Origin of the sequence: Sphingobacterium sp. R2, assembly GCF_040760075.1 — a bacterium.
Classification (GTDB): Bacteria; Bacteroidota; Bacteroidia; order Sphingobacteriales; family Sphingobacteriaceae; genus Sphingobacterium.
The window spans coordinates 2,853,351-2,868,070 of the sequence record NZ_CP142884.1 but is presented as its reverse complement, the minus strand read 5'-3'; the positions used below and the strand labels follow the sequence as shown (position 1 = coordinate 2,868,070).

The 14,720-nt window shown below is 38.5% G+C and carries 11 protein-coding genes; 5 read left to right on the top strand and 6 right to left on the bottom strand.

Going from position 1 to position 14,720, the window contains the following annotated elements; translation table 11 throughout:
* Positions 1 to 190: 190 nt before the first annotated feature.
* From VXM68_RS11850 to VXM68_RS11830, 5 genes are all read left to right on the top strand, one after another.
* Positions 191 to 1,039: a universal stress protein gene (locus tag VXM68_RS11850; protein ID WP_367208844.1), complete on the top strand. Its 849-nt coding sequence runs from the start codon at positions 191 to 193 to the stop codon at positions 1,037 to 1,039.
* 12 nt (positions 1,040 to 1,051) lie between these two features.
* On the top strand, positions 1,052 to 1,894 hold the full coding sequence (locus tag VXM68_RS11845; protein WP_293953568.1) for a universal stress protein: 843 nt from the start codon (positions 1,052 to 1,054) through the stop codon (positions 1,892 to 1,894).
* A 90-nt stretch (positions 1,895 to 1,984) separates the two neighbouring features.
* The gene (locus tag VXM68_RS11840) at positions 1,985 to 3,334 is read left to right on the top strand and encodes an OmpA family protein (RefSeq protein ID WP_293953566.1); all 1,350 of its coding nucleotides are present in this window, start codon (positions 1,985 to 1,987) and stop codon (positions 3,332 to 3,334) included.
* 147 nt (positions 3,335 to 3,481) lie between these two features.
* Positions 3,482 to 4,807, top strand: a complete 1,326-nt coding sequence (locus tag VXM68_RS11835; protein WP_367208843.1) for an OmpA family protein — start codon at positions 3,482 to 3,484, stop codon at positions 4,805 to 4,807.
* A gap of 204 nt (positions 4,808 to 5,011) precedes the next feature.
* On the top strand, positions 5,012 to 6,370 hold the full coding sequence (locus VXM68_RS11830; protein WP_367208842.1) for a S41 family peptidase: 1,359 nt from the start codon (positions 5,012 to 5,014) through the stop codon (positions 6,368 to 6,370).
* Positions 6,371 to 6,375: 5 nt separating this feature from the next.
* Here VXM68_RS11830 and VXM68_RS11825 read toward each other — a convergent pair whose 3' ends face one another.
* The 6 genes from VXM68_RS11825 to VXM68_RS11800 form a co-directional block, all read right to left on the bottom strand.
* Positions 6,376 to 6,690: a hypothetical protein gene (locus VXM68_RS11825; protein ID WP_120336544.1), complete on the bottom strand. Its 315-nt coding sequence runs from the start codon at positions 6,688 to 6,690 to the stop codon at positions 6,376 to 6,378.
* Positions 6,691 to 6,748: 58 nt separating this feature from the next.
* Complete coding sequence (locus tag VXM68_RS11820) at positions 6,749 to 7,552, bottom strand: hypothetical protein (RefSeq protein WP_367208841.1); 804 nt, start codon at positions 7,550 to 7,552, stop codon at positions 6,749 to 6,751.
* Between the two features lie 55 nt (positions 7,553 to 7,607).
* A complete protein-coding gene (locus tag VXM68_RS11815; RefSeq protein ID WP_120336546.1) occupies positions 7,608 to 8,963 on the bottom strand; it encodes a hypothetical protein in 1,356 nt (451 codons plus the stop codon).
* A 284-nt stretch (positions 8,964 to 9,247) separates the two neighbouring features.
* Entirely contained in the window at positions 9,248 to 12,619 is a 3,372-nt protein-coding gene (locus VXM68_RS11810) for a TonB-dependent receptor (protein ID WP_367208840.1), read from the bottom strand.
* Between the two features lie 159 nt (positions 12,620 to 12,778).
* Positions 12,779 to 13,741, bottom strand: coding sequence for a FecR family protein (locus VXM68_RS11805; protein WP_294350826.1), 963 nt, complete (start codon positions 13,739 to 13,741; stop codon positions 12,779 to 12,781).
* A gap of 131 nt (positions 13,742 to 13,872) precedes the next feature.
* A complete protein-coding gene (locus tag VXM68_RS11800) occupies positions 13,873 to 14,487 on the bottom strand; it encodes a sigma-70 family RNA polymerase sigma factor (RefSeq protein ID WP_293953553.1) in 615 nt (204 codons plus the stop codon).
* Positions 14,488 to 14,720: the final 233 nt, after the last annotated feature.

Here is a 14,720-nt window from a genome sequence, read left to right as displayed (position 1 = left end):
GTTATTCATATTTGTGCAAAGCTTCTTCACTTTCACATGTAAAACGATAAAAACTATTTGACTTGAGGTCATCCACAATTACATTTGTTTTATTACATTTGATACTAAAATAGGGAATTGAATATACTTTCAAGCACATTCCCTAGTGCGAGATAAATAAGATTAGATTTTGTAGATTAAATTCCTTCTAATGAAAAAAAACATTCTACTACCGGTAGATTTTTCTGCTCATGCGATCAATGCTATTAACTATGCGGTGCACCTATGTCTGGAAAAGGGTTATGCCCTCCACCTTTATCACAATTACACCTCTGCTTCTGCGGTGTTCGAGGAAGAAAACAGCCCTAATGATGCAAATTCTCCCGTATTTAAAGCGGATATCCTTATCAAAAATCTGGCAGAATCAATAAAGCTACAACATCCCACACTTGAAATATCTACACAATGTGAGCGAGGAATGATTACAGAAACGCTACCTGAACTCGCTACTCCTGATCAGTTTGATTTTTTAGTTATGGGCACTAAGGGCATCACCAATGAGGACAGTAAGCTTATTGGCAGCACCACGTATGTCATTAGCAAAAAAGCCAAAATACCTGTATTGGCCATTCCAAACGAAGCACATTATACACCGATAGATACTGTCGGCTTACTGTCCAATTTTAAAGAAGAAGAGATCCATACAGTAAAAGATTTTGTCAATATTATCGGTAAAGATTTTGAGTTGAAACTTATGCATGTACACTACGATCACTCATCAGAAAATAGAATTGAGGATAAGCTTGAAGTATGGAAATATAAGATCAAAAAACATATCGGCGTCACCAATATTGCAATCGAAGTTGATTCAATTCAAGGCGATATTGAGGATCTAGATACAGTTCCAGAAGTCATTAACGAGATGATCCATAACGAAAAGATCAAAGTGCTATTAGTGACAAGATCGAGAAAATCATTCTTTGAACGTGTCTTTTCGCGTTCAGTCGCAAAAGCATTATTTAGCCATCCGTTAGTCCCCATGTTTTTCACAAAAGCATAATACCTTATAGCCATGTCTAAACTATTAATACCTGTCGATTATTCCGAAAATGCACGAGTTGCGGCATTTTATGCAGCACAAGTGGCTACCATGTCAAATCATGAGATCACACTCTTTCATTCGTTCACATCACACAGCAATAAGTTTGCAAATGCGAAGCATTTAGTAGACCCTACGGAGATGGAAGCTCATCAAAAAATGGAGAAGCTTGTAGCTGAACTTCTACAAGAATATCCTTCACTTAAAATTTCTACCTTATTTGACAACGGTATTTTGGCCGAAACACTGGAAAAACAAGAGATAAAAGAGACATACCAAACGATCATTATGGGTACAAAAGGAGTTACAGGACTCGAATCTGTTTTGATCGGAAGTAATACTTATGATGTTATTAAAGAGTCCAAAATCCCTGTTTTAGCTGTTCCAAAAAATGCGATAAAGCTCAAAAAGGATACCATTGGTTTGTTAACAAATTTCAAACCTGGCGAACTTGAAGTGCTCAAACAAGCTATTCCGTTATATGGCAAAGACTTCCATCTTCAACTGATTCACATTAATAAAAATGAACTGGAAATCAAAGTATTAGGAAAAAAACTAGAAAACTGGATCGAAGAGATTATTAGTGAAACTGGCATTGAAGACATTTCATACATTGTCAAATCGCCTAGTTATTTTGCGGGTTCTCGAGAGAATGTCGCTAACGGTATTCATACCATTATCAGGGACGAAGACATTGATGTTATTTTGATTACAAAAAGTAGGAAAACTTTTTTTCAAAACATTTTTACTGAAAATATTGTTAAGCATCTGGCTTTTGAAATTGAAGTGCCAAACTTCTTTGGGCGTGTAGAGTAACCAAATAATTTTTGGCAAATTTATTGCAAGGGTGTTCAGTGAGTTAATTTAACAACAGTATTATAGTAGATAATTTTACAAACACGCATTATGAAAATTAGCCTTAAAAAATCAGGATTACTTGTTGTGGCAGGAATTTTATCCACCGCATCCTTTGCGCAAAGCACAAAAGACGCATCAATTGAAGGCACAACACCATTAGGCTCGGCAACACAATATAGAACGTGGTCGATCGGTGTGGGAGCAGGTGTAACGAGCTTGCAAAATATCGCCAAGTTTAACAACGGTGGTTACGATAAATTGGATTGGAATTTGGGTTATAGTGCTTACATCAAGAAGCAGATCTCCCCATCCTTTGGATTAAAAGCTACTTATTTTGGTGGAAAAACATCAGGCTACGTTAATAGCGATAAACAGACAGGATTTGAAACTAAAACACCTTGGTCTGTAGCGTTGTCGGGCGAGTTTTTAGCAGCAAATACCAACTGGAGATTTTTCAACAGCTTTATTAAACCGTACGCATCCATTGGTGTTGGTGTAATGAACGCCGAGACCGCTGGAATCGCTAACGGGAACAGAGGAGAATATGGTGACTCGTATTCTAAGATTTATGTACCGGCAGATTTTGGTTTTAAATTCGCCGTAGCAAAAGGTATCAACTTTGAACTTGGTTACCAATTGAATTGGGCGAACCAACGTTTTGACAACAGAATGGGTACCGATAACCCAGTGGGTCAACAATACAAAAATGACTTATTCACTTATGCTCATGCAGGCCTAGAATTTGCATTGGGTAGTGGTAGCAAACCTGCTTTAAACAATTCTAACCCTGTCGCAACCCTTGTCAATGACTACACGGTTAAGTACGATGACTTAAAGGCACAAAATGATGCATTGAATGCTAAAAATCAAGCGTTACAAGGACAATTGGATGGTCTTAACAATGATCTTAAAGACGACGATGGCGATGGTGTTGCTAACAAATATGATAAGTGCCCAGGCACACCTTCAGGTGTTCAAGTGGACGGATCGGGTTGTCCAATTGTTGTTAAAAACGAAACCAAAGTCGTAGAGAAAGTTGTCGTTACAGAAGCAGATAAGAAAGTTGTCGCTGACGCGATCAAAAACTTGGAGTTTGATTTAGGTAAAGCAACTATTCGCTCCAGCTCTTATGCGACATTGAATAGAGTTGCCGCTTTATTAATCGAAAAGAATTTCAGCTTAAAGCTTGCCGGTCACACAGATAATACAGGCTCTCGCGAATTAAATATGCGTTTGTCTAAAGAACGTGCAGAAGCTGTAAAGGCGTATTTAGTATCGCAAGGTGCTAATGCTTCGCGTATAGAGGCCACTGGATATGGTCCTGATCAACCAATTGCAACGAATAAAAATGCAGCTGGTCGTCAACAAAACCGACGCGTTGAGTTCACCCTTTATTAATAACTAATATATCAGATAAATAAAAAGGTGTTTTTAAGTTAAAAACACCTTTTTATTTATCTGATTGTCATATTTCATCTACAAACCTCGAGCAAATTTAATTTTCCAATTATTATTTTTGCAGCGGTTTATACAAACACAAATTATATGAAACTAAAATTACAATTCGTACTCGCGCTTGCATCTGCGGGCTTATTCGCGAATAATGCAAATGCTCAAAATGTGAAAGCATCATCCATTGTAGGAACAACGCCATTTGGGCCAGCTTCACAATATAGAACATGGTCCATCGGTATTGGCGCCGGAGTGACAAATCAAACTAACATTGCTGGCTTTAACCGTGCAAACTATGAGGATTTAGCGTGGAATTTGGGCTATAGTGCCTACATTAAAAAGCAAATTTCTCCTTCTTTTGGTATCAAGGCGAGCTACTTTGGAGGTAAAACTGGTGGAGCGTTTAAAGATGGAACACAATCTTTTGAAGCTAAAACACCTTGGTCTGCGGCCTTGTCGGGAGAATTCCAAGCGGCCAACACCAACTGGAGATTTTTCAACAGCTTCATCAAGCCTTATGCATCGGTCGGTGTGGGTGTGATGAATAGCAAAACTACTTTAACAACCGGATCAACTTCGCAGGAAGCGGACGGCATTTCTAAAATATATGTACCATTGGATATGGGATTTAAATTTGCTGTAGCTAAAGGTATCAACTTTGAGCTAGGTTATCAATTAAACTGGGTTAACCAAAACTTTGACGGAATTCGAGGTGGTCAATATAAAAATGACTTGTTTACTTACATCCATGGTGGTTTAGAATTTGCATTGGGTAGCGGTAGCAAACCTGCTTTAAACAATTCAAATCCTGTCGCGACATTGGTCAACGACTACACCTTGAAATATGATGACCTTAAAGCACAAAATGATGCTTTAAATGCTAAAAACCAAGCGCTACAAAATCAATTGGATGGTTTGAACAGTGACTTGAAAGATGATGATGGCGACGGTGTTGCCAACAGATATGACAAATGCCCGGGTACTCCTTCAGGGGTACAGGTAGATGGATCTGGATGTCCAATTGTGGTGAAAAACGAAACTAGAGTTGTAGAAAAAGTTGTGGTAACAGAAGCTGACCGAAAAGTAGTCGCTGATGCCATTAAGAACTTGGAATTCGATTTGGGTAAATCGACAATACGTCCTACTTCATACGCTACCTTAAATAAAGTTGCAGAACTGTTAATCGAGAAAAACTTCAGTTTAAAACTAGCTGGACACACGGATAATACAGGTTCACGTGAATTGAACATGCGCCTATCAAAAGAACGCGCTGAATCGGTGAAAGCATATCTTGTATCTCAAGGCGCTAATGCATCACGCATTGAAGCGACAGGCTACGGTCCTGACCAACCTATCGCATCCAATAAAACTGCTGCTGGACGTCAACAAAACCGTCGCGTAGAATTTACACTTTATTAATTGGTATTCTTCGATATATAGCTAAAAGGCATCACTTCACGGTGATGCCTTTTTTATCACTCCTTTTCTTATCGAAATCTTATTCTTTGGTAAGGTAAACGTAAAACGCTTCCCTATTTAAAGTAAATAAACATTTGAGCAACAAAAAGATAACTTTCAAACAAACAACATAACACGTATTTTTAATAAAGCAAAATTTAAAAAATGCGTAGACTCCATGCTTTTGTGTTGGCTTTCTCTTCGTTGATCTTTTCCTCTTGTGAAAAGGATCCACCACTGAAGGAACCAGGATCAAATGAAACCATCAATCAGTGGACATTAGACCAAATGAAACGCTACTACTACTGGAATGATAAAATTAGATCAACCCAAGATTACCAACAAACTCCAGATTTATTTTTCAAAAATATCCTATACCCCGAAGATCATTTTTCCACTATCTTACAAACCCTAAATAGTGATTCGTATGGAAATACGCTAACAAATACTTTTGGCTTCGATATGGTTCAGTTACAAAATCAGTCTGGACCTATTCAATTAGTAACCCAAGTAGTTCCCTATAGTGAGGCAGACTTGGCAGGGCTTCAAAGAGGCGACAGTCTAACCCATATGAATAAGACATTAATGGATCAGATAAACTTCCAATCGCTATTAGACAAATCATTGCATTTACCGGCCATCCAAATAAAACGACATGACGGTAAAGTATTCAACCTTCCATCCTCTTATATCTCGCAGCCCGTTGTCTATACTTCAAAAGTCATTTCATCATCTTCCAAAGTCGGTTACATTTTTATAAGCCAATTTGATTTCGGTGGAGCCTATTCGCTATTAGAAGCAATACAAAACCTTAAATCAAAACAAATAGAGGAATTGATCGTCGATTTACGTTATAATCCAGGCGGTCAGGTTGCTTTTGCTGCATTTTGTGCTTTGCTAATGGCAGATATTAAAGAGAACTATATTTTTGCAAAATATCGGGGAAATAAAAATATAAAAACTATTGAAGATACCTTTGAAACAACCCTACTGAGACAGCCCGATGGTTATTCCTTTAAAGCGAGCGAAGTACTGAAACAAGGATTACATCTAAAAAAAATTTATATCCTGACCGGACCGAATACGGCTTCCGCATCCGAAATGTTGATTAATGGATTAAATCCATATGTACAAATTATTCAGGTTGGCACCAAAACATATGGTAAAGATATGGCGTCGGCAACAATTTCTACACCTGAAGAAATTCACGGTACCGAGCGTTCTTGGCATTTGATCCCAATGATATATAAAATCTACAATAATACGGGGCAAGGAGATTATGGCAATGGAATTACTCCGCAGAAAGTGACGGATGAGTTTGCCTTTTTACCTTTGGTTCCAATAGGCAATAGTAGAGATCCGCTCATACAGGAAGCATTGTCAACAATCAATAATAAAGATCTCAAAGCAAATAGTGCCGTCTCGGTAGGAGCAAAAACAAGCACTATCTCTTCCAAATATGTGAGCAGTAGTTACCATACCATACCTATTGAAGTTAACATACAAAACAAAACTGAAGAATAGTTTCGTCAGTGTGCACAAGAATTTAACGAAGAAATGATCTCACGGAGATCAGTTCCAGTCTGCCCGTTTTTGGCTAACTTACGAAGAGGGCGAGACAAAATTTCAGACCGAATAACCCGCTCCTTCGATTCATAGTCCCGCACTACTCCTTCCAATTTTTTCAATAATTCCCTATATTGCCTATACAACTCATTAAGATTCGCAAATTCTGCACGTAATTTATAAAGCACTTCCGAATCAATAACATGTTCTACATCTCCTTGGATTTCAAGGGAAATTGTCGTTAGTTTTCGATGTTTTAAATCGCTGATACCTTTCATGACAACTGTATTAAGCGTATTTTTTTAGATTATCACCGTTAATTGGATTCAATCCTTTTTATTTTTTTAACCAAATATTATCTAGGCTATAGCCAATACCTCCGATTTCTGAGACAGCATCCACATCTAACGGGACATCAGATTCTTTTTCAGGAAGATACACAACTGCTACATCTACATTAAAGTAAAAAAACAAATACACTTTTTGTCCATCTATAAGGACTGGCTTTGAATCTTTATCCAATACTTGAGCCTTTGCAACATAAAGAGGATCCACTGGTATAACGGTAAATTTTTCAGGGATTTTATCAGATATCAAATCGGTGATCAGGATCGGGGTTTCGTCATATTTAACCAAATCCATCCCCCAACTTTCATCAAAAAAAGGCTTACCCTGATAAACAGCAAGACGAATGGGTTCACCTTTTGGTGAAATCGTTGTGTTATAATTTAAAATCTTTACTTGCATCTTGCCCGGAATAGACTCAATATTATCACCCAAAGGATTCTCCCCTACAACGAGCGAAGGATCAATTGGACTTTTACTATGCACTCCAAAGGTATTTAAACCTAATTTTATTGGTAAACGCTGCTCCAATACAACTTGATCCTTGCTATTATACGCAACAACCAATGAAGAGTCGATATCTTTATTTCGTATAAAAATGAAATTAGCATTATTATCATTCGCGGTTTTTCCATCTACCGTAACTCGTTTTATATCCGCCGACACAGAACTATAGGTTTTAAAAGTAATGCGTGCAAGTTCCTCCTGCGCTTGAATCAACTCGCCCTTGTGACATGCATATAACATACATCCTGCCGAAAGGACAAAACAATAAAAAAATATAGTTTTTAACATATATAAAGAATAAGAAGTGAGCCATTTAGATGGCTCACTCAATAAATAGAAGCTATTAATAATTTTTTGGATCAAATTGGGTCCAGGTTGCTGTCCAAGGAGCAGTTGTTGGATGAAACGCACCACTATAAGTAGTCGTTCCATTACCATATGCTGGCGAAGTCGACAGTGGTCTTAGAAATACAGGGTTAAATAAAGACGCCGTTGGATAAAAAATATTGGCACCACCCGCTAACTTCAAATATGCGGCAGCATCTGTTGACACATTTGTTTGGTTTCCAGCCGGAGTAGCACCACTAAAGGCCGCAGAATATGCATGTACAACATTTCCTGTAAAAGTACCTGTGGCTCCATCTTGAAATGCTGCCCCTGTTGCATAGCCAGCAATAATTGAGTTTTGGATATCGTATTCAGACGCTCTTCTCCAGCGGTTACCAAATTTTAGTTTAGTTCCTGCTATAGTAGCATCTTTAATACCCAAGAATGTGAAATTTTTCAATACTGGGCGAGTTTTTGGTGTAGCTGCATATGGAGCTGTACCTTCATTATCCGATTCCAAACCATTTGAATCAGAACTACCACTAGAAGTACTGTTGGTAGAATTGGGATCCTTTAATGATAAAGCATATTGAATTGTCCCTGTGTAACCGTGATCGAAATCAAAGTCATCATCATCATTTGACAACGCCACTAAATATTTAGCATTTACAGTACCACCAAAAAATTCAAATCCATCATCTTTACCCCAAGATACCTGAATATTTTCCAATGTAGTCCCAGTACCAACGCCACCTAAAGTCAACCCATTAATCTCGTTATCAGCCGTTAAGTTATAACCAGCGAATTCAATACGTACATATTTTAAAGAACCCGAATTATCGGCAGCATTTGTTCCTCCATAAGACACATCTACACCAACAGGTTGCGGAATACCTTCGATTCTTTTTGTCGCAGCTTGATTTGTCGTTGCATTGCCTAATAATACAACTCCTCCAAAATCACCTGGATTACGGGAACCACCAGCATTAGGAGAAGTAAATACAATAGGTGCAGCAGCAGTACCATTAGCAATCAATTTAGCTGTTTTAGGTACAACTAATACCCCTTTGATATTGTGTGTTAATCCAGTAATTTGATCATTGTATGCTTTAGTTACTCCAGAAGTAATAAATGTCCCCGCTTGAATAGTTAAGGTAGCTCCTGGCCTAACAAAAGCCACACCGTCAATTTTCCATACTGTATCAGCTGAAAGAGTTGTTTTAGTAATAATGCCGGCAGCATCTGTTGGGATTGTTGCCTGAGGTTTGTTTGGCAAGCCAGCATTCAAATCTGAATTTGGTCCCACATTGTCCTTGTTACAAGAAGCTAATGCGATTGCGCATACGCTTGCTACTGTTAAGATTTTTTTCATTTTGCGTTAAATAATTACTAGTTTTGCCATCACAAGATCATTTTTTAGACTATGCATCCCTATGGGATAGCATTTCATAAGGCTGCATAGTTGTTTTCAATCACCCGTTTTTTGTTTCTCTATTTTTATCTTCCTGTTGCGTTATATGGACAAACCCGGAACTATATACATTATTAAGGAGTGATATGAAACTGCCTCGCGCAGTAGTTTTTTCTAAATTTCTACGATATCTTTGAAGCCTATTACAATTAAATAGCCCTCCACACTTATTTTCACCTTATTATTTAAAAGCTATAGATCACGGAAAGGTTAAACCTTCGCCCGTCTTTTTTACGATAAGTTATAATATCATCATCCGCCCTACTATATTTATTATCTCCTTTAACAAGGTCAAAGATCTTTTCTCCATTTTCGCCTTTGGATTCACTGTAAGCCGACTGATTTTGATAATACTGCGTCCATTCATCTAAAAGATTAGCAGCGTTAAATTTAATTTCCAGCTGTTGTCGCAGAAAACGCTTATACACCTGTAGATCAAGCTGCCTCGGTGCAAGTTCATACTCTACTCGATTCGGGTTGACGGATGCTGTATTCGTACGGTAGCCTCTATGATTGTAACTTGTTGTTATTCCAAAATCATCCCCCCAATAACCTACTCCCAAGTTTAACAACCAGGGCGACTGTCCCACTAATGGACGGTCCTGGTTTGGTGCTCTATTTTTTTGTCGTTCTGCTACGGTTACGTTATCAACAAGTTTATGCCTCCACTGACTCAATGCATTTACTTCTGATTTCAACAAAGTCCCGTTTGCATTTATAAAAGCTTTAGATAACCAATCTGCTTCACCGAGAAAACCTAGGTTTTTACGGATTTCAAATTCTATCCCCATGTTTTTAGCAGACTCCATATTATTAAAAACATATGCACTCCCCGGACTTACATCCTCATTTTCGATCAATTCTATTGGTTTATCCAAATATTTATAAAATCCTGTCAGGGATATAATTTCGCCCGGACTCGGATACCATTCCAACCGCATATCGACATTATCGATAAAAGTTGACTCTACATTATCCCCAGAAACGATAGCGTCTAATTCAAAATCATAGAAGCCAAAAAAGCCTGTTTCCCTAAAATCCGGCCGAATAGCCGTTTTGGAGTAACTTCCTCTCACATTAAAAGTATTACTGACACTATAAGTTGCATTGATTGACGGCAATAATTTCCAATTTTTTTCACGGATCATAAGTTTATACAGCAGTAATTTGTTGTTATCCTCATTGGGATCACCATTTTGTTTTCTAAACATTTCATCTTGACGATTTTGCAAATTGTAATATTCAGCACGCAGACCATAAACTAACCTCAGCTTATTCCAAAATTTCTGATCCAACATGAAGTATGCGGCATGTGAATTCATTGCACCATCGTAGACACTTCCCCCAATAGGTTCAGGATAATAATATGCCTGACCAATACCATTCCCAATATTTGCTGCAGACAACAATACATCATAAGGTATCTCTATTGCGGGCGCCCCTTTCGAGGGATCATCAGGAAGATAGGATCTTGTGAAAGGTAGTAGCCGAAAAACAGATAGATCGCGGTTTTTCTTCCATCCTTGATACCCGACTTTCATTAATGTACTGACGACTTTCCCTGCCCCGAACATTCGTGAAAATGCCATCGCCCAGTTATAATCATGTTCATTGATCTCCGTCCACATACGGGAATCGAACCCTGTTTCCGAATGATTGGACCAATTAGAAAGACTCAATAAATTGGGGCTTTGAAAGATATAATTTCCATCTATTATTGTTGTTAGTCCATAACGCAACTTGCGCTCATCCAAAATCTGCTGCTGAATTCTATTGTAAGCAAACATCCCCTCCGCTTTGATATCCCAAGGCAGCTGATACTCACCACTTAATTGGTGTTGCTGCAAAGACATTGTTTCAGGCAATTGATATTGATTTTTGGTCGGCGGGCTACTCAAATTTGTAAACGTCGCCCGGATGTTTTCACTATAATTATTGTTAAAGGTGCGTGCATACATATTTTTAAATGCAAGCTTAAAATCCTGTCCCTTTAATCCAAAATTTGCGACCAATCCGCTACTGCTATTAAAACGATACGAAGTCCCAGCTCCATTTTGGCCGATTGTATCACTTTCTATCATGTGCTGTTTTTCCCCATATCCATTAATGATACCAGACCCTCGAACATTATTAAAGGGTACGATATTCTGTTCATTCCGAATATTTGCAGAGGCGGAGAATCCGAACAATAATCCGTTTGAGATCGCATATCGTCTACCCAATGCAAATCGTAAATTTTGATTGGGACTGGCCTTGTAGCGATATAATTTCATGGCATCAGCGTTGACAACTTTAGATTGTTCGATGGCATCAATGTCATTATACTTCAACGTTGAACCAGGCATCAAAAATTCCTCGTTCAACTTTGGATCATTCAAGATATATCCAGGGGGAGCGTCTAGACGTCTTGCCTCGCCATTCCAAAACCAGGGCTGTATACCTTGAGGTTGCTTGGAAGAGGAGTGATTAAAACCAAAGAATTCGGATGTCTTACGCTCTCCGAGACGATAGAAGTCTTTTCCTGTCGTACGGGAATTTCCACCAATTCCATATTGAATCGACGTAAAATTCTTTTCTGGAATATCTAGTGTATTCACTGAAACCTGGCCACCAGAAAATTCTGCAGAGACATCCGGTGTTGCAGTCTTATTGACAACAACGGAGCTGACCATCTCTGTCGGAATAATATCAAAGGAAAAATCACGCCTATTCTGTGAAGTGCTTGGAATCACAACCCCATCCAGCATTGCTTGATTGTAACGATCAGACATTCCTCTTACAATTACATTTCTATTATTGACTGTTGTCAATCCTGTCACGCGTTTTAAAACTTGTCCAATATCATTGTCTGGTGTTCGGGCAATCTGCTCTGCAGAAATCCCATCGGTTACTGAAGCGGCATTTTTTTGTGCTGCATACAGTCCTGCCACAGAAGCCTTTTTGAACGGAACTGTCACTACAGCAGTTTCCAGAGCATTTACCTGCGCCTTCATCTCAATATTTAGTGCCGTACGCTGTCCTGATTCGACTTTCACCCCCTCGATACGTTGTGTACGGTAGGACAAATAACTTACTTCAAGGGTATATACACCTGTCGCCACTATGAAACCGTAACTACCATCTAGACTGGTTTGCGTAGATTTATTCATACCGACCAATTTAATACTGGCATTCGCCAATGGTTGTCCGCGGTCGTCAATTATTTTACCCGAAATACGTCCACTTTGTTGAATAGTTTTTTCGGTCAATGTAATGTATACTCCATTGTCAATGGCCGTCAGGTTTGTTTCCTTAAGAAGATAATGCATGACATCTCTGACACTGCTTTTTATAAAAATTTTAGAACTTACTTTTTTATTCGACAGATTATATTTTGCGGCGTCAAAAGCAATATGGATGTTTTGAGATTCTAGGCGTTCAAAAACTGCAGGAATGCTAGATTCATTAAAGGAGATGGAAATCTCTCTATTAAGTAGCTGTCCATGTACGACAGAAGCCAAGAGTATTTCGACAGAAACTATCGATAGAAGCAATCCTACCAGCGATGTCTTTATCATAAACTTAATATCGTTTTTCGTAACGTATTGGTTAAATTTCATAAATTTGTTTACGTATATAATATCTCTACAAGTTGTTGTATATGTTATTTACCCCTATTTAGGAGTCGTACCAATCGGAGCCGACGATGGCGGTCGTCGGCTCTTTTTGTCCACTATTTAGTAAATCAGCACTTTATTCCCCTCCTTTCTAGACTTATTGTGATGAATGGCTTTAATACTTTCTAAGGTCGCCGCCCATGATAACTGCCTCGATATAGGCATACTATAATGCTGTTGGGAAATTTGAATATCTGCAGCCTCAAGATCTTTACCATAGATATTTTTGATTGCTATAGCCATCTCAGCGAAAGTGCTTTGTTTAAGATATACACGTCCTTCGATCCAGCTATTTCGCGTCAAGAGATCAAAATTCCCCAGTTGGCTTTTATTACTATTTTTGGAATAACGAATCTGGTCTCCTCTTTCCAGTATCCCCAACAGGTTGCGGTTGGCCACGACCTCAACTTTGCCGGTAAATACCGACACAGATATATCGTCCAGTTCCGCATAGTTTTTAACGGTAAAGGAAGTACCTAAAACTTTAGTTTGTATGTCTCGAGCTTTTACAATAAAGGCTTTCGTAGCATCTTTTTTTACATCAAAAAAAGCTTCCCCCGCGAGGAGCTCTACCATGCGATCCTTTCGATCGAAAGAAACCGTATCCAATTTCAACTTCGTCCGTGCATTTAAAATTACCGTTGAGCCATCTGCAAGCTGCACTCTTTTCCGTTGCGCAATTCCCGTTTCAAAAACCCGATATCCTGTTTTAAGCATAGCCTGCTTTCTCAAAACTGTATGATCCCCCTTGACACCCCAAAATAAAACACCAAGACAAAGCAAGACACATGCGGCAGCAGCTACAGACCAATACAGCATTTTCCGAACAGGTACGTTTCTTCTGGAACTATTTCCAATCTGCCGATGAATTCTTTCCCACAATTGGCTCTCGTCAACTTTATAGTCGGGTACATCTTCTCCATCAAGTTCGGCATACCAACGATCAATCAGTGTACGCTCACTAGCGCTAGCCTTATTTTGGCGATATCTATCAATTAGCGATTCAAAAATTCTTCTTTTCACTTTTTATGCCTGCTGTTTATATCCAAGTCCGCAAAAAAGCCCCAAAGTACTTCAAGAAATAGTTAATGTTGTATGAAAGAATTGTTAAAGGATCAAAGTTCAGAAAATAGGAATGTGGCAAGGTGGGTAAGCTACTTAGCGAGCTCGTCTATCATAAAGACCAAAAGAATGCTAAAACTACCGTTTTGAACATGTTGATAGCCCAAAATAGCTTTCCGTAGTCGTTTGGATGCTTCCGTAAGATTATTTTTGACCGTTTGCTCAGACAGCCCCATACGCATGGCTATCTCTCGAATGGATAAATGCTCCCATTTTAATAGAAGCGCTTGCCGCATATTCTGTGGCATATTTTCCAGCTCTTCCTCCAACAACTTCTCAAGGGCTAAATACGTATTGAGATCCTCTGGATGTTGCTGCACATAGTCGAATATATGTTTACTCCAGTGCTCCAACAATCTGTCTTTGGCTTTATTGGAATTAAAGAAATCTATAATTTTATATTTGAGCATCCCTTTCAAATAGGCTGGGAGATTCATTTGGATGTCGATTGTATGCCGCCTTTCCCAAAACTGGACAAACAGCTCCTGTAGAATATCCTCCACATCCTGTCGGTCTAGGATCCGACGGGCAGCGTGCTGATAAAGATCTTTCCAGCAATAGCGATACAATTCCTCATAAGCAGAAGTATCGTTAAACTCTTTAATAGCTTGTAGCCAACGCTGATGTACAACTGGTCCTTGATTCATGCTAATACCAAAATTAAGGTTGAAATATTAAGTTTCTATTAATAAATGAATAAAGAAACTGTAGGTATATAAAATAGTTTCACATTCGAAATAATACTTTTCAAAGTGAGCTAAATCTATATAACAGCGCTCAATTTATTATCACCTGGTATAAAAGAATCAGATTCCCTTAAAAATCAATTATTTAAATTATTTGTTTATTCCAATATTATTCTTATCTTTGCAACGCCTTA

Excerpts from the sequence above, each read along its gene's own strand:
- VXM68_RS11850 (WP_367208844.1), top strand. The coding sequence starts at position 191 with ATGAAAAAAAACATTCTACTACCGGTAGATTTTTCTGCTCATGCGATC.
- VXM68_RS11845 (WP_293953568.1), top strand. The coding sequence starts at position 1,052 with ATGTCTAAACTATTAATACCTGTCGATTATTCCGAAAATGCACGAGTT.
- VXM68_RS11840 (WP_293953566.1), top strand. The coding sequence starts at position 1,985 with ATGAAAATTAGCCTTAAAAAATCAGGATTACTTGTTGTGGCAGGAATT.
- VXM68_RS11835 (WP_367208843.1), top strand. The coding sequence starts at position 3,482 with ATGAAACTAAAATTACAATTCGTACTCGCGCTTGCATCTGCGGGCTTA.
- VXM68_RS11830 (WP_367208842.1), top strand. The coding sequence starts at position 5,012 with ATGCGTAGACTCCATGCTTTTGTGTTGGCTTTCTCTTCGTTGATCTTT.
- VXM68_RS11825 (WP_120336544.1), bottom strand. The coding sequence starts at position 6,690 with ATGAAAGGTATCAGCGATTTAAAACATCGAAAACTAACGACAATTTCC.
- VXM68_RS11820 (WP_367208841.1), bottom strand. The coding sequence starts at position 7,552 with ATGTTAAAAACTATATTTTTTTATTGTTTTGTCCTTTCGGCAGGATGT.
- VXM68_RS11815 (WP_120336546.1), bottom strand. The coding sequence starts at position 8,963 with ATGAAAAAAATCTTAACAGTAGCAAGCGTATGCGCAATCGCATTAGCT.
- VXM68_RS11810 (WP_367208840.1), bottom strand. The coding sequence starts at position 12,619 with ATGATAAAGACATCGCTGGTAGGATTGCTTCTATCGATAGTTTCTGTC.
- VXM68_RS11800 (WP_293953553.1), bottom strand. The coding sequence starts at position 14,487 with ATGAATCAAGGACCAGTTGTACATCAGCGTTGGCTACAAGCTATTAAA.